Genomic DNA, 21,560 nt, shown 5'->3' on the forward strand with positions numbered 1-21,560 from the left:
CCCCGGTCCCATCCGATCCCCTGGAGCGGGCAATGAGCTCACCCGTCGCGACCCGGAAGTCCCCGCCGCCGACCGAAGAGGTCGAGCGCCCCAAGAAGTCGTTGCTGTCCGCCCTGCTCACCCGTCCGGAGATCGGGTCGGTCGCGGCGGCGATCGCGATCTTCATCTTCTTCTTCGTCATCGCCGAGCCGTTCCGGACGCTGCCTGCCCTGTCGACCGTGCTCTACGCGAGCTCCTCGATCGGCATCGTCGCGGTCGGGGTGGCCCTGCTGATGATCGGCGGCGAGTTCGACCTGTCGGCGGGCGTCTCCGTCGTGACCGCCGCCCTGACCGCGTCGATGTTCAGCTTCCAGCTCACCGCGAACCTGTGGGTCGGGGTGCTGGTCAGCCTGGTCGTGATGCTGGCCGTCGGGTTCGTCAACGGCTACCTCGTGGTGAAGACCGGCATCCCGAGCTTCCTGATCACGCTGGGCACGTTCTTCATGCTGGGCGGCATCAACCTCGGCGTCACCAAGCTGGTCACCGGCACCGTGGCCACCCAGAACGTCGCCGACATGGACGGGTTCGCCTCCGCGCGCGCCGTGTTCGCCTCGGAGTTCGTCGTGGGCGGCGTGACCGTCCGCGTCACGGTGCTCTGGTGGATCTTCTTCGTGGCGCTGGCGACCTGGATCCTGCTGCGCACCCGGCTCGGCAACTGGATCTTCGCCGCCGGCGGGAACGCGGCCAGCGCCCGCGCCGTCGGCGTGCCGGTGAACAAGGTGAAGATCGGCCTGTTCATGGGCGTGGCGCTGATGTGCTGGTTCTACGGGATGCACACGCTGTTCGCGTTCAACACCGTGCAGTCCGGCCAGGGCGTCGGCAACGAGTTCCTCTACATCATCGCCGCGGTCGTCGGCGGCTGCCTGCTCACCGGTGGGTACGGCTCGGCGATCGGCGCCGCGGTGGGCGCGTTCATCTTCGGCATGACCACCCAGGGCATCGTGTTCGCCGGCTGGGACCCGAGCTGGTTCAAGTTCTTCCTCGGCGCGATGCTGCTGCTCGCGGTCGTGCTGAACCTCTACGTCAAGAACTACGCCCTCAACCGGAGGAGCTAGCCGTGACCGACACGATCGTGGAGCACGCCGACCGCACCCTGGAAGTCGGCACGCCGCTGGTCGAGATGACCGGCGTCGGCAAGGCCTACGGGGCGATCCGGGCGCTGGAAGGCATCGACCTGACCGTGAACGCGGGCGAGGTCACCTGCGTCCTCGGGGACAACGGGGCCGGGAAGTCCACCCTGATCAAGATCATCTCCGGGTTGCACCCGCACACCGAGGGCACGCTCAAGGTCGACGGGCAGGAGGTGCACTTCGGGTCGCCGCGCGAGTCGCTCGACCACGGCATCGCCACCGTCTACCAGGACCTCGCCGTCGTCGGGCTGATGGAGGTCTGGCGCAACTTCTTCCTCGGCTCGGAGATCCGCAAGGGCCGCTACCCGCTGGCCCCGATGGACATCAAGGGCATGCGCGAGATCGCCGACGCCGAGCTGCGCAAGATGGGCATCGCGGTCAAGGACATCAACCAGCCCATCGGCACGCTGTCCGGCGGGCAGCGCCAGTGCGTGGCCATCGCCCGCGCGGTGTACTTCGGCGCCCGGGTGCTGATCCTCGACGAGCCGACCGCCGCGCTGGGCGTCAAGCAGTCCGGGGTGGTGCTCAAGTACACCGCCGCGGCCCGCGACGCCGGGCTCGGGGTCGTGTTCATCACCCACAACCCGCACCACGCCTACATGGTCGGCGACCACTTCATCATCCTGAAGCTCGGCCGGCGGGTGCTGGACAGGAAGCGGTCCGAAGTCACGCTCGAGGAGCTCACGGCCGAGATGGCGGGCGGTCAGGAGCTCGAAGAGCTGTCCCACGAGCTGAAGAGGTAGGACGTGACGCTGAACGTCGGAGTCATCGGCACGGGCATGATCGGCCAGGACCACGTCCGCCGGCTCTCCCGCGTGCTCTCCGGGGTCCGGGTCGCCGCGGTGACCGACGTGGACCCCGACCGGGCCCGCGGGGTGGCCGAGGGCCTGCCCGACGCCCGCGTGCACGCCAACGGCCAGGACCTCATCGACGACCCCGGCGTCGACGCCGTGGTGGTCACCTCGTGGGGCCCGACCCACGAGGAGTACGTGCTGGCCGCGATCGCCGCGGGCAAGCAGGTGTTCTGCGAGAAGCCGCTGGCCACCACCCGCGACGCCTGCGACCGGATCCTGGACGCCGAGGTGGCGGCCGGGCGGCGGCTGGTCTCGGTGGGCTTCATGCGCCGCTACGACGAGCAGTACCGGGCCATGAAGGCCGTCGTGACGGGCGGGGAGATCGGCGACCCGCTGCTCATGCACGCGGCGCACCGCAACCCGTCGGTGCCCGACTTCTTCACCAGCGAGATGATCATCAACGACTCCACGGTGCACGACATCGACGTCGCCCGCTGGATGTTCGACGACGAGATCGCCGCGGTCCGGGTGCTCACCCCGCGGGTGAGCAGCAAGGCCCGCGAGGGCTTCAACGACCCCCTGCTGGTGCTGCTGGAGATGCACAGCGGGGTGCTCGTCGACGTCGAGGCCTCGGTGAACGCCGGGTTCGCCTACGACATCCGCGGCGAGGTGGTCTGCGAGGACGGCACCGTCGAGCTGTCGGAGAGCGCCGGGGTCGTCACCAAGCGGGCCGGCACGCACTCCGGGCGGGTGCCCGCGGACTGGCGGGAGCGGTTCGTCCGGGCGTTCGACACCGAGTTCCAGGCCTGGATCGACGCGGTCACCGCGGGCGGCACCACCGGCCCGAGCGCCTGGGACGGCTACGCGGCCACCGTGGCCTGCGAGACCGGCCTCATCGCGCTGCGCAGCGGCGACCGGGAGCCGGTGCTGCTGCGCGAGCGGCCCGCGCTCTACGACAAGGACAGCTCGTGAAGCTCGCCGTCGACCCGCACATGGTGCGCGACACGCCCCTGCTGGAGCTGCCGGGGCTGGTCGCGGAGCTGGGCTACTCGGCGATCGAGCTGTCGCCCCGCGACGACTTCCTGCCGTTCTTCGTGCACCCGCGGGCCGGCCGGGAGCAGATCGCGGCCTTCCGCCGCGAGCTCGCGGCCGCGGACGTCGAGATCGCCTCGGTGCTTCCGCTCTACAAGTGGTCGGGCCCCGACGAGGACGCCCGGCAGGCCGCGGTGCGGTACTGGAAGCGGGCCATCCAGATCACCGTCGACCTCGGCTGCCGGCAGATGAACTCCGAGTTCAACGGCCGCCCGGAGGCGGCGCAGGCCAGCGAGGCGCAGTTCTGGCGGTCGATGGAGGAGCTGCTGCCGGTCTTCGAGCGGGAGGGCGTGCGGCTGGCCCTGGAACCGCACCCGGACGACTTCATCGAGGACGGCTGCGCCGCGGTCGACATGGTCCGCGGCATCGACTCCGACCTGGTGACGTTCCTGTACTGCGCGCCGCACACGTTCCACCAGGGCGGCGACCTGGCCGGGATCATGCGCTACGCCGGGCCGCTGCTCACCCAGCTGCACATCGCCGACTCCTTCGACCACACGGCGTCGTCGGGGCTGCGCTACATCGTCAACCCGCCCGGGTCGACGGTCCGCGTCCACCAGCACCTGGACGTCGGGCAGGGCGAGGTCGACTGGGACCTGTTCTTCGCCTCGCTGGCCGAGGTCGGCTTCGACGGCATCGCCACGGTCTGCGTGTTCGCCTGGGAGGACCGGGCGCGCGAGTCCCTGGTGTCCAACCGGGAGAAGGTCGCCCGGTACGCGTCCAAGCACGGGCTGGAGCTGACGTGAGGGTCCGGGTGGGGCTGGCCGGGCTGGGGCGGATGGGGCGCATCCACGCCCGCAACCTGGCCCACCGGTGCGCCGTGGCGGAGCTGGGGGCGGTGTTCGACGCCGACCCGGTGGTGGCCGAGGCGCTGGCCACCGAGCTCGACGTGGCGCGGGTGGCGTCCTACGAGGAGCTGCTGGACGCCACCGACGCCGTCGCCATCGCGACGCCCACCGGCCTGCACGCGCCGATGGTCGAGGCCGCCGCGGCCGCCGGACGGCCGGTGTTCTGCGAGAAGCCGCTCTCGCTCGACCGGGAGACCTCGCTGCGGGCGATCGCGGCCACCGACCGCGCGGGCGTGCCGCTGCAGGTCGGGTTCCACCGCCGCTTCGACCCGGACTGGGCCGCGATCGCCACCCGGATCCACGCCGGGGAGCTGGGCCGGATCACCCTGCTGCGCACGTCGCTGCGCGACATGGTGCCCCCGGACCCCGCGTACCTGGCCGGCTCCGGCGGCTTCTTCGCCGACGTGACCGTGCACGACTTCGACATGGCCCGCTGGCTGGGCGGCGAGGTCGTCGAGGTGAGCGCGCACGGCGCCGCCACCGACCCGGCCTTCGCCGCGGCGGGCGAGCTGGACACCGCGGTCGTCGTGCTCCGGTTCGCCACCGGCGCGCTGGGCGTGCTCGACAACAGCCGCGCCGCCGGCTACGGCTACGAGTGCTCGACCGAGGTCATGGGCACCCTGGCCACGGCCCGCATCGACGCGCCCCGCGGCCCGGAGTGGCGCACGCCGGGGCAGGCCGCCCACGGGCTGCCCCGCGACTTCGCCGAGCGGTTCCCGCTGGCCTACGTCGAGGAGCTGGACGCCTTCGCGCGCTGCGTGCGCGACGGGAGCGAGCCGCTGGTGACCGGGGCGGACGCGGTGGCCGCGTTCGACCTGGCCGCGGCGGCGGAGCGGTCGCACCGGACCGGGCAGCCGGTCGCCGTGGAGCCGACCACCCTCACCGCCCCCTGATCCCCCGCCCCGTCGAGAACGAACTTGTTGCCGTTTGTGCGCGCTCACATCGACAACAGGTTCGTTCTCGACGGGTGGTCGAGGGCGGGGTCAGAGCCGGGTCGCGACCTTCTTCGCCATGGCCACCATGCTCGGGCGCAGGCCGGTGGCCGCGGTGCCCGCGGTCGTCGAGCGGGAGGTGGCGACGAGCTTGTAGAAGGACACCCCGGACAGCGCGAGCAGCGTCTCGCGGCCGTCGAGGACCTCGTAGTAGGGGCTGATCCGGGGGCCGTGCGGAGGCAGGTTGTCCAGGTCGACCGCCCGCAGGCCGGGTAGGTCGGGGGAGCCCGGCGCGATGTCGACGATGATCGCCACGGACTCCTCGGCCGCCGGCTCGCCGAGCTGGAACCGGCAGTCCTCGCCGTTCTCGCTGAGCACCGCCCGCACCGGGCGGCCCATGGCCTCCTCGACGTCGGCGACGGTCAGGTAGCGCTCGCACCCGGGCGGCACCTGCAGCGCCGCCGCTCCAGGGATGGACGGCGACCCGCACCCCGCCAGCACCGCCGTCGCCGCAACCACCAGCGAGATCGCGATCCGCCGTCCCATCCCCCGCCCCCGCGCCGAGCCCCCCGAGCGTCGCGCGCTGAGTACAGCATCCCGGCGCCCGCCGGCCCAGGGGTCGTTCGGCTGATCGGTGCGGCGCGCTCGGGCCCACCGGCGCGGCATCCGGATCAAGCCCGCCCGGGGGTGCGAGGTGGGGCGGTCGTGCCGCGGACGACCGGCTCGGCCGGGAGCACGACGTCCGCCCCGCTGGTCAGAGCCGGGCGAGCACCCGGCCGGCCAGCGCGGTCAGCCGGGCGCGCACGTCGCCGACGACCGGGCTGACCGCGTCGGTCGAGTGGGTCAGCACGACGGCCACGATCCCCGGGCCGACCTGCACCCGCAGCGCCGCGCCCGGCCGCAGCGGCGCGCCGCCGTCGGTGGTCGGGGTGAACACGGCCCGGTCGCCCAGGCCGGTCACCGCCACGGCCCCGGGGGCGTCGATGCCGCCCCCGGCGCCGAGCAGCCCGTCGCCGTCGACGCTGATGCGCACCGCCTCCCCGTGGCCGAGCTCGAAGACGCAGTCGGCGGGCTCGCCGTGCACGTCGGGGACGGTCACACCCAGGTCGACCTCGACCTCCTGGCGGGTGGCGTAGCGCTCGCAGGTGCCCGCCGGGGCGCCGCCCGCCTCGGGCAGGCCGCCACCGGCCGGTGACCCGGGCGGCCACCCGCACCCGGCGAGGGCGCCGACCGCCACCAGCACCACCGCCACCGCCACCGCCCACGACTCACCGCGGACCGCGTCGAACCCCATTCCCCGACCTCTCCCCCGAGGCCGGTGCGGCATTCCGAGTATCGGCACGGCGAATGCCCGATCGTCGGTCCTGTCCGCATCCGGCAGACACCACCGGACCGACGACTACGAGGCCGGCCCACCCATTCGGAGCGCCACCGTACCCGCTGCTCAGAGGGCACATCCGGGGAATCGGCACCAACCGCCGAGGCAGCGCGCCGGGGACCGTTCAGCGACCACCGGTCGACCGCTTACCGAGCGGTAAGCGTTCGCTGGTATCAGGTCCTCCGGTTATCGCCGCTGATTTCCGTCAGCCCGGCGCACCGACGCGCCGGACGTCCGCCCGCGGGCGCCGGAGCCGGCGGACGTGCCATCCAGCGGCGAGCAGCAGGGCGGCCGCCCCGGCGGCCGACCCACCGCGGGTCGCCCCGGCGAAGCCCGCCGAACCGAGGTCCGGGCGGCCGATCGCGGCGAGCACGCCCACCACCACGGCCAGGGCCACCAGCCCGGGCCACACCCAGCGCGCCACCGGCCCCGACGCCGCCACCGGCCGCGCCGGCGTGCGCCTCCACCACCCGCGCGTCCAGCAGGCGATGGCCAGCGCCCCGAGCACGCCGCTGCCGTACTGGGCCCAGCCGTAGCCGGGCAGGCCGCCAGCGGACAGCCGCAGCACGCCCAGGTGCGCCGGCCCCCACCCCTCGGCGTGGGTGAACTCGTCCCACAGCACGTGCGTCCCGGCCCCGACGACCAGCGCCAGGACGGTCAGCACCGCGAGCCGGACCGACCCCAGCCGCGCCCGGACGCCGGCCCGGACCCGGCCGACCAGCCGGGCCCGCAGCGCGGCCGGGGCGGCGGCCAGCGCGGGACCGGCGAGCACCCCGTGCCACAGCAGCCAGACCACCACGCCGATCAGCAGGTCGGCGGTGACGACGGCGAGCGCGGTGTGCGTCGTCCACGCCGGCCGCCCGAACAGGAAGTACGGCACGTCCGGGGCGATGCTGCCGATGACGAGCGCGGACGCCGGCAGCGGCGTGCGCAGCAGCGGCAGCACGGCCGCGGGATGGCTCCCGGTGAACGGCACGCGCCCGGCTCAGCGCGTCCCGGCGAGCGCGCCCACCAGGCCGTCGAGGAGGCGGTCGAGGTCGGCGGCGTCGGCGTGGTCGGGGTTGACCTCGGTGACGACGAGCCCGGCGAAGCCCGGGTCGGCGCAGAACACGCCCAGCGCGGCGAAGGTGTCGGCGGCGCTGAGCCCGAAGCCGACCGAGGGCACGTCGGCCACCGGCAGGTCCAGGAAGTCGATCACGTCGACGTCGAGGTGGACGAGGAACGATCGGTGCGGGGCCGCGAGCGCGGCCAGGGTGTCGGCGGCGGCCGCGGCGGGCCGCCCGTGCACCTCGTCGGCCGGGGTGAGGGTGATCGCGTGCCGGCGCGGGACGTCCATCTCCACATCGTCGGTGCGGGCGGGGTCGACGCCGAAGAAGACCACCTGCTCGGGCGGCAGCAGGGGGCGGCGCGGGCCGATCCCGGCCAGCGCGGTGGCGCCCTCGACGTCGAGCAGGTGCGCGACGCCCATCGAGTCGAGGTTGCCCTCGTCGTTGGTGGCCGGGGTGTAGGTGTCGACGCCGCCGTCGACGTAGACCAGCGTGGTGGCGGGGTCGCACGCGGCGACCGCGCCGACGGTGACGGTGCAGTCGCCGCCGACCACCAGCGGGACGTGGCCCGCGGCGAGCACGGGGGCGAGGCGCTCGCGCAGCGCGGCGGCCACCGCGGCGACCCGGCCGGGGTTCTGGCCGCGCGGGTTGGCCGGGTCGGGGCGCCAGCGCTCGGTGGGCAGGTCGCCGTGGTCGACGACGTCGAGGCCCGCCGCGGCCAGCCGCGGCACCAGGCCGGCGGCGCGCAGCGCGGGCACCGCCTTCTCGATGCCGGGGGTCTTCGCGCCCGCGCTGGACGGGACGCCGAGCAGGCCGATCGGCCGGGGCATGGCGGTACTCCTGGATCGGGGACGGCGGCGTGGCCCACCCTGCCGGACGACCCCGACAGCACGCTCGATAGCGTCACGCTGACGACAAGGCGGAGGGGGACCGTGCGCGGGAACGTCTTCGCGGTGACCGTCGAGCTGGTCGTCCTGACCGTGCGCGACGGGCGGCTGCAGGTGCTGCTGGTGCGCCGGGAGATGGCGCCGCACGCCGGTGAGCTGGCGCTGCCCGGGGGGTTCGTGCGCCCCCAGGAGGACCTGCTCGAGACCGCCGCCCGGGAGCTGGCCGAGGGCACCGGCCTCGCGCTGCCCGGCCACCACCTCGAGCAGCTGGGTAGCTACGCCGCGCCCGACCGCGACCCGCGCGGGCGGGTGCTCGGCGTCGGGCACCTCGCGCTCGTCCCGGCGGGCAGCCTCGACACCACCCCGGTCGGCGGGCACTGGTCCCCGGTCGAGGAGACCGGGCCGCTGGCCTTCGACCACGCCGTGATCCTGACCGACGGCGTCGAACGGGCCCGGGCCAAGCTGGAGTACACGACGCTCGCCGCGTCGTTCTGCCCGGAGCCGATGACGGTCACCCAGCTGCGCCGCGTCTACGAGGCGGTGTGGGGGGTCGAGATCGACCCGCGCAACTTCAACCGCAAGGTCACCTCGACCCCCGGCTTCCTGCTGCCCACCGAGGAGCGCACCTCCAGCGGCCGCGGGCGCCCGGCCCAGCTGTTCAAGCGCGGCCCGGCGACCGTGCTGCACCCGCCGATGCTGCGGGAGCCGCCCGCTCAGTGAGCGGGCCGCTCGCCGGGCAGCGGCGGGCGGACGAGGTGCAGCACCCGCCGGTCGCACGCCTCGAAGGCGGCGTAGTTGGCCCGGGCCTCGACCAGGGTGATCCGGTTCGCGACGCTGACGACCCGCGGGTCGCGCACGCCGTCGTCCTCCCAGAAGCACACCCGGCACACGTCGAACGGGCCGCCGCGCAGGGTCAGGCAGCCGCAGACCGGGCAGGGGGCGGGCGCGCTCACGGCGGGATCGGGAGCGGGGCTCAGAAGCGGGGGTGGTCGCCCTCCAGGCGCACCCGCGAGCCGGGCCCGCCGTCGCCCGGGGACTCCGCGCGCCGCACCTGGCCCAGCACCCACGCCGGGACGTGGCGGGCGGTGAGCACGGCGAGGGCGCGGTCGACGTCGTCGGCGGGCAGCACGGCGACCATCCCGACGCCCATGTTGAACGTCTTCTCCATCTCCGCGCGCTCCACGCGGCCCAAGGAGGCGATCAGCTTGAACACCGGGGCCGGGGTCCAGGTGCCGCGCTCGACGACGGCTTCCATGCCCTGGGGCAGCACCCGCTCCAGGTTGCGGGCCAGCCCACCGCCGGTGATGTGGGAGAACGTGCGGACGCTGGTCTCGGCGGCCAGCGCGAGGCAGTCCTTGGCGTAGATGCGGGTGGGCACCAACAGCTCCTCGCCGAGGGTGTGCCCGAACTCCTCCACGTGCCCGCCCAGCGGCATCCGGGCGATCTCCAGCAGCACCTTGCGGGCCAGCGAGTAGCCGTTGGAGTGCAGGCCGGAGGCGCCCATCGCGACCAGCACGTCGCCCGAGCGGACCCGCTCCGGGCGCAGCACCTTGTCGGCCTCGACGATGCCCACACCGGTGGCGGACAGGTCGTAGCCGCCGTCCTCCATCAGCCCCGGGTGCTCGGCGGTCTCCCCGCCCAGCAGCGCGCAGCCCGCCTGCTGGCAGCCCTCCGCGATGCCCTTGACGATCATCGCGATCTGCTCGGGCACCAGCCGGCCGACGGCGATGTAGTCCTGCAGGAACAGCGGCTCGGCCCCGCACACCACCAGGTCGTCGACGACCATGGCGACCAGGTCGAGGCCGATGGTGTCGTGCTTGTCGACCGCCTGCGCGACGGCGAGCTTCGTGCCGACGCCGTCGGTCGAGGCGGCCAGCACCGGGTCGGTGTAGCGGCCCGAGCGCAGCGCGAACAGCCCGGCGAACCCGCCGATACCCCCCAGCACCTCGGGGCGGTTCGCCTTCTCGGCGTACGGGCGCAGCGCGTCCACGGCGCGCTCGCCCGCATCGACGTCGACCCCCGCCGCGGCGTAGCTCATCGCGGCTCCGTCGGGGTTCGCACTGCTCGGCAGCATGGTTGTCTGACGCTCCTGGGTCGGCTTCCGGTCGCGCTGTGGCGCGCAGGGGTGTCCTTCGACGGGGCGGGGGTCGGCGTGGATACCCCGGTCAGGGGCGCCCTAACGCGTCTGGGGCACCGTATCCGACCGCCAGCGGCCCGGGATCGCCGGAAGCCGCCCCGGACACCCCGGGAGCCACCGGCTCCAGCTCCAGCAGGTGCTTGCCCAGCCGGGCCTCGTCGGGCAGCGGGATGGGGTACTCGCCGTCGAAGCAGGCCGAGCACAGCCGGGTGCGCGGCTGCTCGGTCGCGGCGACCAGCCCGGCCAGCGAGATGTAGCCCAGCGAGTCCGAGCCGATCGAGCGGCGCACGCCCTCGGTGTCCAGCGAGCCGGCCAGCAGCTCGGCGCGGGTGGCGAAGTCGATGCCGTAGAAGCACGGCCAGCGCACCGGTGGCGAGGCGATGCGCACGTGCACCTCCAGCGCGCCCGACTCGCGCAGCATCCGCACCAGCGCGCGCTGGGTGTTGCCGCGCACGATGGAGTCGTCCACCACGACCAGCCGCTTGCCGCGGATGACCTCGCGCAGCGGGTTGAGCTTGAGCCGGATGCCGAGCTGGCGGATCGTCTGCGAGGGCTGGATGAACGTCCGCCCGACGTAGGCGTTCTTGACCAGGCCCTGGCCGTAGGGGATGCCCGAGCCCTGCGCGTAGCCGATGGCGGCGGGGGTGCCCGACTCCGGCACCGGGATGACCAGGTCGGCCTCCACGGGGTGCTCGCCGGCCAGCCTGCGCCCGATCTCCACCCGGGCGGCGTGCAGCGAGCGGCCGGAGATCGTGGTGTCCGGGCGGGCCAGGTAGACGAACTCGAACACGCAGCCCTTGGGCTCCGGCGCGGCGAAGCGCGAGCTGCGCAGGCCGTCGGCGTCGACGGCGAGCAGCTCGCCCGGCTCGACCTCGCGGACCATCGAGGCGCCCACGATGTCCAGCGCGGCCGTCTCGCTGGCGATCACCCAGCCGCGGTCGAGCCTGCCCAGCACGAGCGGGCGAACGCCGTGCGGGTCGCGCGCGGCGTAGAGCGTCTGCTCGTCGGCGAAGACCAGCGAGAACGCCCCGCGCACCCGGGGCAGCAGCCGCATCGCGGCCTCCTCCACCCCGATGTCGGCCGCGGTGGCCGCGATCAGCTCGGTGACCAGGTCGGAGTCGGTGGTGGCGGCCAGCGCGTCGCGCCCGGAGGCACCGGAACCGCGCAGCGCGGCGACCTCGTCGCGCAGCTCGGCGGTGTTGACCAGGTTGCCGTTGTGGCCCAGGGCGATCCCGCTGCCCGCGGCGGTGGTGCGGAACGTGGGCTGGGCGTTCTCCCACGTGGTGGACCCGGTGGTCGAGTAGCGGCAGTGCCCGACGGCGATGTGGCCCTTCAGCCCGGCCAGCACCTGCTCGTCGAAGACCTGGCTGACCAGGCCGAGGTCCTTGAACACGACCATCCGCCTGCCGTCGGACACGGCGATGCCCGCCGCCTCCTGGCCGCGGTGCTGCAGGGCGTAGAGGCCGTAGTAGGTCAGGTTGGCGACGTCCTCGCCGGGCGCCCACACCCCGAAGACGCCGCATTCCTCGCGGGGGCCGTCGTCGGTGGGAGCGTCCGGGGGGTCGTCGGGGATGTCGTCGGTGGGGGGCTCGTTCCGGTGGGAACCCAACACGCGCTCCTCGGCAGACGGCAGTTCAACCGCCGATGCTACGCCGGTACAACTCCGGAACCCACTCTCCGGGACCTGCCTCACCGAAATGCTCGCCCTGGCCGTAGTCGCAGCCGAGCTCGATGAGCCGCTCCGCCTGGACGCCCGTCTGCACCCATTCGGCCGTCACCTCGAGCCCGAGCGCGTGCGCCATTCCGATCAACGCGCGCACGATGGACGAGTCGGTGGGGTCGGGGTCGGGGTTGCGCAGGCCCTCGATGAACGAGCCGTCGATCTTCAGCGCGTGCACCGGCAGCCGGCGCAGCCAGGCCAGGCTCGAGTAGCCGGTGCCGAAGTCGTCCAGGGCGAGGCGCACACCGGCCGCGCGCAGCGAAGCGAGCGCGTCCAGCGGGGCGGCGTCCTCCCCGAGCACCGCCTGCTCGGTGATCTCCAACTGCAACTGCTCCGCCGGCAGGCCCGTGCTCTCCAGGACCTCCTTGACGTCGCCCAGCCAGCCCGGCTCGGCCAGCTGCACCGGCGAGACGTTCACGCTCACGTACGGGGCCTGCGGGCCCAGCTCCCGCCACCAGCCCGCGGCCCGCTCGCAGGCCGCCTCCAGGATCCACCGGCCCAGCGGCACGATGGCCCCGCTGTACTCGGCGAGCTGGATGAACCGGGCCGGGCTGAGCAGCCCCTGCTCGGGGTGCTGCCAGCGGACGAGCGCCTCGGCCCCGCGCAGCCTGCGGTCGGACAGCCGGACCAGCGGCTGGAACACCAACCGGAACTCCCCGCGCCCGATCGCCCCGCGCATGCCCGACAGCAGCGCGAACCGGGCCGACTCGGCGGCGTCGCGCTCCGGGTCGAACACCACCGCGCGCCCGCCGCCGAGCTTCTTGGCCCACATCCGGGCCACGTCCGAGCTGCGCAGGAACTCCTCGGCGCAGGTCTGGTGGGTGTCGCCCTCGGCCACGCCGATGCTGGTGGTCACCGAGATCGTGACGCCGTTGATGGTGAAGGGCATGGCGATCGTCGACAGCAGTCGGTCGGCCAGCCGCGCCACCTCGCCCACGCCGTCCGGGTCGGCCACGAGCACGGTGAACTCGTCGGAACCGGTGCGGGTGACCAGGTGCTCGGTCGCCGCGACCTGCAGCCTGCCGGCCACCGCGAGCAGGAGCCGGTCGCCCACCTGCTGGCCGTGCGCCTCGTTGACCAGGTGGAAGCCGTCGAGGTCCAGCGTGCACACGCCGACGCGGCCCGGCCCCCGCGAGCCGACCGCGCGGTGCAGCCACTGCTCGGCGACGGTCCGGTTGGGCAGCCGGGTGAGCTGGTCCTGGTAGGTGGCCTCCTCCAGGCGGGAGCGCAGCCGGTGCCGCTCGCTGACGTCCTCGACGACGATCAGGAGGTAGGACGGGCGCCCTGCGCCGTCCAGCACGCGGGACGCGGTGACGTGCGCCCAGAAGGCGCCGCCGTCGTAGCGCAGCAGCCGCAACTCGATGCGCAGGACCTCGCTCTCCTCGCGCATCAGCCGCTGGAGCCGGTCGACGAGGTCGGCGAGGTCGTCGGGGTGCACGAAGTCGGAGAGGGGCCGCGGCTCGGCCAGCTCGTCGGTGAGGCCGAACATCCGGGCCAGCGCCGGGTTCAGGTCGACCAGCACGCCGTCGAGCTCGGCGACGCCGCAGCCCACGGCCGTCTGCTCGTAGGCGGCGCGCAGCCCGCGGTCGGTGATCGAGCGCAGCATGGGCTCGACGTCGGCGGGGTCGGCGCCCGCCTCCCCGGACGCCGCGGACGACAGGCGCGGGGCCAGGGCGATGTAGGTGGAGGAGTCGCGCCGTGGGTCGTGCGCGACGCCGGGGTCGTCCTCGTCGGACCGGTCGCGGCGCTGCAGCCCGTCGATCAGCCCGGCCATCATCTCGTCGACGGCGACCGCGAGCCTGCGCTCGGCCGCGGGCCCGACGACCCCCAGCGCGGCGGCCCCGTTGCGCAGCAGCCGCCGGCTCGACCCGGCGATGCGCTCGGCGTGCTCGACCCGCCGCCTCCCGGGCTCCGGCGGGCCGCACAGGCCGCCGCCGGCCAGCTCGGCGCCCAGGGAGCGGGCGGCGAACGGCCAGAACGGCTCGGTGCCCACCATGGCGGCCAGTCGACCCAGCACCCCGGCCAGGCAGCCGACGACGCGCGGGTCGTCGCCGGGGGCCAGGCGGGCCCAGCGGGCGGCGAGGCGGTGGAGGGGTTCGGCGTCGGCCTGGTCGGCGGCGCGACGCCGGGCCGTCCCGGACCTGCCGTCCCCTGGCAGACCGACCGGCCCGGACAGGCTCCGTGGTGCCATGTCGGCACCCCCTCCCGTCACCCGTTCGGTTCTATCGGGCACTGATCGGCTCAATGGTCCGCGCCCGACGGTGTTTGCGCCACTGCGGGGAGGTCGTGTTCACCCCGCCGAGTGTTGCGGTCACAGCAGCGGGAGCAGGCCGGCGACCTCGCCCGCCCGGCTCCCGGATGCCGCCAGTCGGCCACTGGCCTGGGCATCGTCCCAGCTCCCCACGCCAGTGACGAGCCCCAACCAGGTACGCGGATCGGTCTCCACCACATTGGGCGGGGTACCCCGGGTGTGCCGAGGCCCTTCGATGCACTGAACAGCGCCGAACGGCGGCACCCGGACTTCCACGCTGCGCCCCGGCGCCCGCTCGACCAGCGCGGACAGGCTCTCCTTGACCGCGGCCTTCAGCAACGGCCGCTCCGGCTCCGGACCCCCGTCGAGCCAGGCGAGCACCGCCGCCAGGTCCTGCTGCCCCTCCGGGTCGCTGCCCGGTCCCCCGCTGCGCCGCGCCACCGGCGGGACGCTACTCCAGCCGCGAGCCGTCGCCACGGCGTCGCCGCCCCTGACCCGCTGGGCGGAAGGACCGCTGGGCCGGCCAGCTCGGGCGGGAGCGCGGCTGCGCCGTTCCGCCGCACCGCATCCGCCGTGTGCGCCGCGCTGGTCGCGACCGCATCACGATCCATGCGCCCGCCCCACCTGGCCGTAGCACCCGCCCGACCCGCACCGACGCACTCCCCGCGGGCCCACCCACCCCGCTCCCCGTCGCCGCGACGCCGCGGCGACCCGTGGAAGGACACCCCGATGACCCCGTCCCCCGCGCGCCCCGGCCGCCTCGCCGCGGCCCTGCTCACCGCCGCGGTGCTCACCGGCTGCGGGGCCGGTGCGGCCGCCGAGGCCCCGGTCGCCGTGCAGCCCGCCGCCGCGGCGGGCCCCACCGTGCCCGACGTGGTCGACGACCCGCTCGACCGCGCCCGCGCCACCCTGCTGACCGCCGGGTTCCCGGCCGAGCCGAGCGACCTGCTGCGCGACCGGCGGATAGCCGTCGACTCCGATTGGACGGTGTGCACCCAGGACCCCGGCCCGGGCCCGGCCGCGGCGGGCACCGAGGTCGAGCTCGGCGTCGTGGGGACCGACGAGGTCTGCCCGGGCGCCGCGCCGACCACCGCGCCGACCACGTCGGCCGCACCGACCACGACGCCCGCGGCGGCCGCGCCGGCCCCGAAGCCCGCGCCCAAGCCGGCGCCGAAGCCCGAGCCGGAGCCCGAGCCCGCGCCGGAGCCCGAGCCCGACCCGGAACCGGCCCCGGAGCCCGAGCCCGAGCGGGCCGACCCGCCCCCCGCCGCCGACCCCGCCGACTCCGACGACTCCGACGCCGGTTCCGGAGGCGGCGGCTCGGCCGGGACCGTGCGCGGCGGCTCGTTCTGCAGTCCCGGCGGCGCCACCGGCGTGTCCAGCAAGGGCAAGCCGATGGTCTGCGGCCCCGCCTCCGACGGCCGCAACCGCTGGCAAGGGGCCTGATCCGCGTCCCGCCCGTCCCCGGCCCCCGCCGGGTTCAGGAAGGTGGCCTTCCTGAACTCCGCGGGTCAGGAAGGCCACCTTCCTGCCCGCACAGGACCTGAAGGTGGCCTTCCTGAACTTCCGGGGGCGGGGGTCAGGAGGGGACGACGGCGCCGAAGAGCGCCGGCAGGGTGCCCTCGAACGCCCGGCGCAGGTCGATCAGCGGGAGCGGCGCGAGCTCGCCGATGGTGAGCGCCTCCCCGCCGGTCGTCCCGAGGCGGGCGGCCGGCACACCGGCCGCCCCGGCCAGCTCCAGGACGGCGGGCAGGTCGTCGGGGGCCACCGCGACCAGCACGCGCCCTGCCGACTCCGCGAACAGCGCGACGAACGGGTCGACGCCCTCGGGCAGCGCGACCTCGGCGCCGTGCCCGCCGACCAGGCACGCCTCGACCAGGGCCTGGGCCAGGCCGCCGTCGGAGAGGTCGTGCGAGCCGGCCAGCAGGCGGCGCTCCGCGGCGTCGGCGAGCAGGCCCCACAGCGCCTGCTCCGCGTCCAGGTCGACCGCGGGCGGGCGGCCGCCGAGGTGGCCGTGCGCTACGGCGGTCCACTCGCTGCCGCCGAGCTCGTCGCGGGTGTCGCCGAGCAGCACGACGGCGTCGCCCGCGCGGCGGAAGCCGCTGGGCACCCGCAGGGCCACGTCGTCGATCACGCCCAGGACCCCGACCAGCGGGGTAGGCAGGATCGGCTGCACGCCGGTCTGGTTGTAGAAGCTGACGTTGCCGCCGGTGACCGGGATGCCCAGCCGGGCGCAGCCGTCGGCCAGGCCCCGCACGGCCTGCTCGAACTGCCACATGACGTGCGGGTCCTCCGGCGAGCCGAAGTTCAGGCAGTCGGTGACGGCGAGCGGGCGGGCGCCGCTGGTGGCCACGTTGCGCCCGGCCTCGGCCAGCGCGAGCTGGGCGCCGAGGTAGGGGTCGAGCGCGACGAAGCGGGAGTTGCAGTCCGTGGCGACCGCGATGCCGCGGCCGGTCTCCTCGTCGATGCGCACCACCCCGGCGTCGGCGGGCTGGGCGGCGGCGGTGTTGCCCATGACGTAGCGGTCGTACTGGTCGGTGACCCAGGCCCGGCTGCACAGGTTCGGGCTGGCCACCATGCGCAGCACCTCGGCGCGCAGCTCGGCCGGGCCCGCCGGGCGGGCGAGCCGGTCGGGCGTGTCGGCCGTCAGCGCGTCCTGGGACTCCGAGCGCAGCACCGGGCGCTGGTAGACCGGGCCGTCGTGGGCGACCGTGCGCGGCGCCACGTCGACGACGGTCTCGCCGTGCCAGGTGATCACCAGGTGGTCGCCGTCGGTGACCTCGCCGATCACCGTGGCCAGCGTGTCCCACTTGCGGCACACCGCGAGGAACGCCTCGACGTCCTGCGGGCGGACCACGGCGCACATGCGCTCCTGGGACTCGCTGGACAGGACCTCCGCGGGGGTCATGCCGGAGGCGCGCAGCGGCACCGCGTCGAGCTCGACGCGCATGCCGCCGTCGCCCGCGCTGGCCAGCTCGCTGGTGGCGCAGGACAGCCCGGCGCCGCCGAGGTCCTGGATGCCGACCACCAGCCCGGCCCGGAACAGCTCCAGGCAGCACTCGATGAGCACCTTCTCGGTGAACGGGTCGCCGACCTGAACGCTGGGCAGCTTCTTGCGGCCCGCGCTGGTCTCGTCGCCGCTGAAGGTGTCGCTGGCCAGCACCGACACCCCGCCGATGCCGTCCAGGCCGGTGCGCGCGCCGAACAGGATGATCTTGTTGCCGGTACCGGAGGCGAACGCCAGGTGCAGGTCCTCGGTGCGCATCGCGCCCACGCACAGCGCGTTGACCAGCGGGTTGCCCGCGTAGCTCCGGTCGAACACGACCTCGCCGCCGACGTTGGGCAGCCCGAGCGAGTTGCCGTAGCCGCCGACCCCGGCGACCACGCCGGGCAGCACGCGGCGGGTGTCGGGGGCGTCGGCCGCGCCGAAGCGCAGCGAGTCGGCCACCGCCACCGGGCGCGCGCCCATCGCCATGATGTCGCGCACGATGCCGCCGACGCCGGTCGCCGCGCCCTGGTAGGGCTCCACGTAGGACGGGTGGTTGTGCGACTCGACCTTGAAGGTGACCGCCCAGCCGTCGCCGATGTCGACGACACCGGCGTTCTCGCCGATGCCGGCGAGCATCCGGCCGCGCATCTCGTCGGTGGTGGTCTCGCCGAAGTAGCGCAGGTGGACCTTGGAGGACTTGTAGGAGCAGTGCTCGCTCCACATGACCGCGTACATCGCCAGCTCGGCGTCGGTCGGTCGGCGGCCGAGGATCTCCCGGATGCGGGCGTACTCGTCGTCCTTCAGACCGAGCTCGCGGTGCGGTTGGACCTGGTCGGGAGTGGCCGCGGCGCGCTCGACGGTGTCGGTACCGACGGCGGGGGCGGGGGTGGCCGGGGTGGTGGCGCTGGACGTCACGACATCCCAGCCTACGGCGGGCGCCCGGATCAGGACTTGCCGGGCAGCTGCACGACGCTGACGAAGAAGTGGTCGATCTGCTTGATCGCCTCGATGAAGCCCTCGAAGTCCACCGGCTTGGTGACGTAGGCGTTGGCGTGCAGCTGGTAGCTGCGCAGCACGTCCTCCTCCGCCTGCGAGGTGGTGAGCACGATGACCGGGATGTGGCGCAGGTCCGGGTCGTCCTTGACCTCCTGCAGCACCTCGCGCCCGTCGCGCTTGGGCAGGTTGAGGTCGAGCAGGATCAGGTCGGGCCGCGGGACGTCCGAGTACTGCCCCTCCTGGCGCAGGTAGGACAGCGCGTCGGCGCCGTCGGTGACGACGTCGAGGCGGTTGTGCAGGTACTCGTCGAACGCCTCCCGGGTCATCAGCACGTCGCCGGGGTCGTCCTCGACGAGCAGCACGTTGATGATGCGGGGCTGGGGGTCGGTCACGCGGTCTCCTCTTCGGAGTCGGTCGGGTCGGCGGGCAGGGCGAAGCGGATCCTCGCCCCCGGCTCGGACCCGCTGCGCGAGTCGAGCCCGATGCGTCCGCCGTGGAACTCGACGATCTTCTTGGCCAGGGCCAGGCCGATGCCCGTGCCGGGGTAGCGGTCGCGGCCGTGCAGCCGCTGGAAGATCACGAAGACCTTCTCGGCGTACTCCGGCTCGATGCCGATGCCGTTGTCGGCGACGCTGATCTCCCAGTTGTCGCCGACGCGCTCGGCGTCCACGCGCACGACCGGTGGCACGCCGTCGCGGTGGAACTTCAGGCCGTTGCCCATCAGGTTGACCAGCAGCTGCTGCAGCAGCGCCCGGTCGCCGCGGACCTCGGGCAGCTCCCCGATCTCGAACGTCCCCCCGGCCTGCTCGCGCAGGCCGTCGAGCTGGGCGGCCGCCGACTTCGCGACCGTGGCCAGGTCGACCCGCTCGAACGCCTCGGTGGTGCGGCCCACCCGGGAGAACGACAGCAGGTCGTTGATCAGGCGCTGCATCCGCTGGGCGCCGTCCACGGCGAACTCGATGTACTGGTCGGCCCGCTCGTCGAGCTGCCCGCCGTAGCGGCGCTGCAGCAGCTGGCAGAAGCTGGACACCTTGCGCAGCGGTTCCTGCAGGTCGTGGCTGGCCACGTAGGCGAACTGCTCGAGGTCGCGGTTCGAGCGCTCCAGGTCGCGGGCCTGCTCGTCGAGGCGCCGGTTGACCGACTTGGCGTCGATCAGGTCGTTGAGGATGTGCCGGCGCATCGCCTCGACGTCCTCGCCGAGCTGGACGATCTCGCGCGGGCCGTCGGCGCGGACCTCGCGCTGCACGTTGCCGGACACGACCTCGCGCACCTCGCCCGCGAGCTCGGCGACCGGGCGCAGCACCGTGCGGCGCAACCCGATCCCGGTGATCACCAGGAACGACGCCAGCAGCACCACGATCGCGATGCCGATCCAGATCAGGAACGACGCCGAGTCGTTGAGCCCGGCGCGCAGGCCCTGCTGCTGGACGGCCAGCGCGTCGGTCAGCCTGTGCAGGTCGGTGCGCACCTCCTCGAACTGCGCACGGCCCTGCTCCACCGGGGGCGAGACCCCGGCGATGACCGGCTCGGCGTACTCCACCCGCCACCGCGTGATCCCGGCCTCGACCCCGTCGAGGGCGTCGCGGATCGCCTCCTGGCCCGGCTCGCCGGACAACCGGCGGATGATCTCGGTCTGGGTCTGCCTGGCCTCGACCCCGGCCCGGTAGGGGAGGATGAACTCAGGGGAACCGCCGGAGAGCTGCGCGCCGCGGATGCCGGTCTCCTGGTTGACCAGGGCCACCGTCAACCGCTCGGCGGCCAGCGTCGACGGGCCGCCGACCTCCAGCAGCCTCGCGCGGGCCTCCGTGAGCTGCCAGAGCCCGAACGCGCCGAGCCCGATCACGATGAGCGCCACGAGCGCGGCGGCCGTGACCCCGACCCCGAACATCCGCGACAGCGGCCAGCGCTCCTCGGCGGCCCCGGACCGGTTGTGGCGCAGGGCCCGGCGGCGGGGCTCGCGCTCCAGGCTGACGGTCACGCGTGCACCGCGACGGTCTGCGCGGCGTCGGTGGGCGAGGCATCGGCGGAGAGCAGCAGGATGGCCACGTCGTCGACCAGCGGGCCGCCGTTGAAGCCCACGGCGCGCTCGACCAGTCGCGCAGGCAGCGCCTCCAGGTCGGTGTTGCGTTCCTCGGCGAGCACGTCGAGCAGCCCTTCCTCCCACAGCGGTTGGCCGGGGACGGGCCCGCGGCCCTCGATCAGTCCGTCGGTGTGCAGCAGCAGCGCCCACCCCTTGTCCAGCGACACCGTCGCCGGCTCCCACTCCCCCTCGGGCAGGATGCCCAGCGGCAGCCCGACCGGCGCGGCCGCGGCGGTCGGCTCGGGCAGCAGCGACACCGGCGGCGGGTGCCCGGCCAGCCGGACCAGCGCCTCGCTGGCGCCCGACGGCCCGACCGTGATCGCCACCGTGCAGACCGTGGTGAACAGCGACCGGTCGTGCCGCTCGCTGACCAGCACCTGCTGCAGCTTCGGCAGCACCTGCGACTCCTCGACGCCGGCCAGCACCAGCGCCCGCCACGACACCCGCAGCAGGGCGCCCAGCGCGGCCTCGTCCGGGCCGTGGCCGCAGACGTCGCCGATGATCGCGTGCACCGTGCCGTTCGCGCCCAGCACGGCGTCGAAGAAGTCGCCGCCGATCAACGAGCGGGTGCGCCCGGCGCGGTAGTAGTTGCGGGCCCGCACCGGGCTGCCGGCCAGCAGCGGCGAGGGGAGCAGGCCGCGCTCCAGGCGGGCCGACTCGGCGGCCGCCATCTGCTCCTCGCGCAGCCGCATCAGGCTGCCCTCCGCCCGGCGCCGCTCGACGGCGTAGCGCACCGCGCGGATCAGCACCTGGCCGTCGACCTTGCCCTTGACCAGGTAGTCCTGCGCGCCCGCGGCGACGGCCGCGGTGCCGAGGTACTCGTCGTCCAGGCCGGTCAGCACGCACACGGCGGCGGTGTCGTCGGCGCGCAGGATCTGGCGCAGGCCCTCCAGGCCGTCGGTGCCGGGCAGGTTCAGGTCGAGCAGGACGCAGTCGCAGCGACCGAGCAGACCGCCGGAGGTGACGTCGGCGACCGACTCGGCCACCGAGACCACGAGGTCCGGATCGACCTCGGCCAGCAGCTCGCGCACCAGGAACACATCGGCCGGGTCGTCCTCGACCAGCAGGACGTGGCGCGGCGTGACCGGGGCCGGTCGGGTCGCCGTGGGGGTCATCGCGGGGGGTACTCCTCGGGAGCTCCGCGCGTGTTGGCGCGGTGCGGGTCGACGGAGCCTAGATCGCGCGCCGTGGCCCGTGCAGCTCGAACGGGTAACGGTGGCACGGCCGGTCGCGCGCCCGCC

The 21,560-nt window shown here is 74.4% G+C and carries 20 protein-coding genes; 7 read left to right on the top strand and 13 right to left on the bottom strand.

Annotation, left to right across the window (positions count from 1 at the left end; genetic code table 11):
• Positions 1-32: 32 nt before the first annotated feature.
• The 5 genes from KDL28_RS29920 to KDL28_RS29940 all read left to right on the top strand — a co-directional run bounded on the left by KDL28_RS29920 (position 33) and on the right by KDL28_RS29940 (position 4,796).
• Positions 33-1,094: an ABC transporter permease gene (locus KDL28_RS29920; protein ID WP_252444006.1), complete on the top strand. Its 1,062-nt coding sequence runs from the start codon at positions 33-35 to the stop codon at positions 1,092-1,094.
• A gap of 65 nt (positions 1,095-1,159) precedes the next feature.
• Entirely contained in the window at positions 1,160-1,912 is a 753-nt protein-coding gene (locus KDL28_RS29925) for an ATP-binding cassette domain-containing protein (RefSeq protein WP_252444100.1), read from the top strand.
• A gap of 3 nt (positions 1,913-1,915) precedes the next feature.
• Complete coding sequence (locus tag KDL28_RS29930) at positions 1,916-2,935, top strand: Gfo/Idh/MocA family oxidoreductase (RefSeq protein WP_252444008.1); 1,020 nt, start codon at positions 1,916-1,918, stop codon at positions 2,933-2,935.
• Positions 2,932-3,801: a sugar phosphate isomerase/epimerase family protein gene (locus KDL28_RS29935; RefSeq protein ID WP_252444009.1), complete on the top strand. Its 870-nt coding sequence runs from the start codon at positions 2,932-2,934 to the stop codon at positions 3,799-3,801. The genes KDL28_RS29930 and KDL28_RS29935 overlap by 4 nt, the downstream gene beginning before the upstream one ends.
• The gene (locus KDL28_RS29940) at positions 3,798-4,796 is read left to right on the top strand and encodes a Gfo/Idh/MocA family protein (RefSeq protein ID WP_252444011.1); all 999 of its coding nucleotides are present in this window, start codon (positions 3,798-3,800) and stop codon (positions 4,794-4,796) included. Before KDL28_RS29935 ends, KDL28_RS29940 begins: the two co-directional genes overlap by 4 nt.
• 90 nt (positions 4,797-4,886) lie before the next feature.
• Here the strand turns inward: KDL28_RS29940 and KDL28_RS29945 are convergent, their stop codons facing one another.
• From KDL28_RS29945 to KDL28_RS29960, 4 genes are all read right to left on the bottom strand, one after another.
• Positions 4,887-5,381: a hypothetical protein gene (locus KDL28_RS29945; protein WP_252444013.1), complete on the bottom strand. Its 495-nt coding sequence runs from the start codon at positions 5,379-5,381 to the stop codon at positions 4,887-4,889.
• 208 nt (positions 5,382-5,589) lie between these two features.
• Complete coding sequence (locus KDL28_RS29950; protein ID WP_252444015.1) at positions 5,590-6,129, bottom strand: hypothetical protein; 540 nt, start codon at positions 6,127-6,129, stop codon at positions 5,590-5,592.
• Positions 6,130-6,418: 289 nt separating this feature from the next.
• Positions 6,419-7,189 (bottom strand): DUF4184 family protein, encoded by a 771-nt coding sequence (locus tag KDL28_RS29955; RefSeq protein WP_252444017.1) that lies wholly within the window; start codon positions 7,187-7,189, stop codon positions 6,419-6,421.
• 9 nt (positions 7,190-7,198) lie between these two features.
• Positions 7,199-8,089 carry an arginase family protein gene (locus KDL28_RS29960; protein ID WP_252444019.1) on the bottom strand — a complete coding sequence of 297 codons (891 nt, stop codon included), beginning with the start codon at positions 8,087-8,089 and terminating at the stop codon, positions 7,199-7,201.
• A gap of 102 nt (positions 8,090-8,191) precedes the next feature.
• On the opposite strand from KDL28_RS29960, the gene KDL28_RS29965 reads away from it, so the two are divergent.
• Entirely contained in the window at positions 8,192-8,866 is a 675-nt protein-coding gene (locus KDL28_RS29965; protein WP_252444021.1) for an NUDIX hydrolase, read from the top strand.
• Here the strand turns inward: KDL28_RS29965 and KDL28_RS29970 are convergent.
• From KDL28_RS29970 to KDL28_RS29990, 5 genes are all read right to left on the bottom strand, one after another.
• Positions 8,860-9,099 (bottom strand): CPCC family cysteine-rich protein, encoded by a 240-nt coding sequence (locus tag KDL28_RS29970; protein ID WP_252444023.1) that lies wholly within the window; start codon positions 9,097-9,099, stop codon positions 8,860-8,862. The genes KDL28_RS29965 and KDL28_RS29970 overlap by 7 nt on opposite strands.
• A 20-nt stretch (positions 9,100-9,119) precedes the next feature.
• Positions 9,120-10,184, bottom strand: coding sequence for a phosphoribosylformylglycinamidine cyclo-ligase (gene purM / locus KDL28_RS29975; protein ID WP_252444025.1), 1,065 nt, complete (start codon positions 10,182-10,184; stop codon positions 9,120-9,122).
• A gap of 127 nt (positions 10,185-10,311) precedes the next feature.
• Entirely contained in the window at positions 10,312-11,892 is a 1,581-nt protein-coding gene (purF, locus tag KDL28_RS29980; RefSeq protein ID WP_256503002.1) for an amidophosphoribosyltransferase, read from the bottom strand.
• Positions 11,893-11,917: 25 nt separating this feature from the next.
• A complete protein-coding gene (locus KDL28_RS29985; protein ID WP_252444027.1) occupies positions 11,918-14,194 on the bottom strand; it encodes a putative bifunctional diguanylate cyclase/phosphodiesterase in 2,277 nt (758 codons plus the stop codon).
• Between the two features lie 120 nt (positions 14,195-14,314).
• On the bottom strand, positions 14,315-14,695 hold the full coding sequence (locus KDL28_RS29990) for a sterol carrier family protein (RefSeq protein WP_252444029.1): 381 nt from the start codon (positions 14,693-14,695) through the stop codon (positions 14,315-14,317).
• Positions 14,696-14,983: 288 nt separating this feature from the next.
• Between KDL28_RS29990 and KDL28_RS29995 the strand changes: the two genes are divergently transcribed.
• Positions 14,984-15,700, top strand: coding sequence for a PASTA domain-containing protein (locus tag KDL28_RS29995; RefSeq protein ID WP_252444031.1), 717 nt, complete (start codon positions 14,984-14,986; stop codon positions 15,698-15,700).
• Positions 15,701-15,833: 133 nt separating this feature from the next.
• Here KDL28_RS29995 and purL read toward each other — a convergent pair whose 3' ends face one another.
• Genes purL through KDL28_RS30015 form a run of 4 tightly spaced genes read right to left on the bottom strand, consistent with a single transcriptional unit; the run spans position 15,834 to position 21,434 of the window.
• Entirely contained in the window at positions 15,834-18,158 is a 2,325-nt protein-coding gene (gene purL / locus KDL28_RS30000; RefSeq protein WP_252444033.1) for a phosphoribosylformylglycinamidine synthase subunit PurL, read from the bottom strand.
• 29 nt (positions 18,159-18,187) lie between these two features.
• Positions 18,188-18,631, bottom strand: a complete 444-nt coding sequence (locus tag KDL28_RS30005) for a response regulator (RefSeq protein WP_252444046.1) — start codon at positions 18,629-18,631, stop codon at positions 18,188-18,190.
• On the bottom strand, positions 18,628-20,217 hold the full coding sequence (locus tag KDL28_RS30010; RefSeq protein ID WP_252444048.1) for a sensor histidine kinase: 1,590 nt from the start codon (positions 20,215-20,217) through the stop codon (positions 18,628-18,630). Before KDL28_RS30010 ends, KDL28_RS30005 begins: the two co-directional genes overlap by 4 nt.
• Positions 20,214-21,434: a PP2C family protein-serine/threonine phosphatase gene (locus tag KDL28_RS30015; RefSeq protein ID WP_252444050.1), complete on the bottom strand. Its 1,221-nt coding sequence runs from the start codon at positions 21,432-21,434 to the stop codon at positions 20,214-20,216. Before KDL28_RS30015 ends, KDL28_RS30010 begins: the two co-directional genes overlap by 4 nt.
• Positions 21,435-21,560 lie beyond the last annotated feature (126 nt).

Source organism: Pseudonocardia humida, from assembly GCF_023898865.1.
Lineage (GTDB): Bacteria > Actinomycetota > Actinomycetes > Mycobacteriales > Pseudonocardiaceae > Pseudonocardia > Pseudonocardia humida.

Coding starts and splice junctions, on each gene's coding strand:
- KDL28_RS29920 (WP_252444006.1), top strand. CDS start 33: ATGAGCTCACCCGTCGCGACCCGGAAGTCCCCGCCGCCGACCGAAGAG.
- KDL28_RS29925 (WP_252444100.1), top strand. CDS start 1,160: ATGACCGGCGTCGGCAAGGCCTACGGGGCGATCCGGGCGCTGGAAGGC.
- KDL28_RS29945 (WP_252444013.1), bottom strand. CDS start 5,381: ATGGGACGGCGGATCGCGATCTCGCTGGTGGTTGCGGCGACGGCGGTG.
- KDL28_RS29950 (WP_252444015.1), bottom strand. CDS start 6,129: ATGGGGTTCGACGCGGTCCGCGGTGAGTCGTGGGCGGTGGCGGTGGCG.
- KDL28_RS29960 (WP_252444019.1), bottom strand. CDS start 8,089: ATGCCCCGGCCGATCGGCCTGCTCGGCGTCCCGTCCAGCGCGGGCGCG.
- purM (WP_252444025.1), bottom strand. CDS start 10,184: ATGAGCTACGCCGCGGCGGGGGTCGACGTCGATGCGGGCGAGCGCGCC.
- KDL28_RS29985 (WP_252444027.1), bottom strand. CDS start 14,194: ATGGCACCACGGAGCCTGTCCGGGCCGGTCGGTCTGCCAGGGGACGGC.
- KDL28_RS29995 (WP_252444031.1), top strand. CDS start 14,984: ATGACCCCGTCCCCCGCGCGCCCCGGCCGCCTCGCCGCGGCCCTGCTC.
- KDL28_RS30015 (WP_252444050.1), bottom strand. CDS start 21,434: ATGACCCCCACGGCGACCCGACCGGCCCCGGTCACGCCGCGCCACGTC.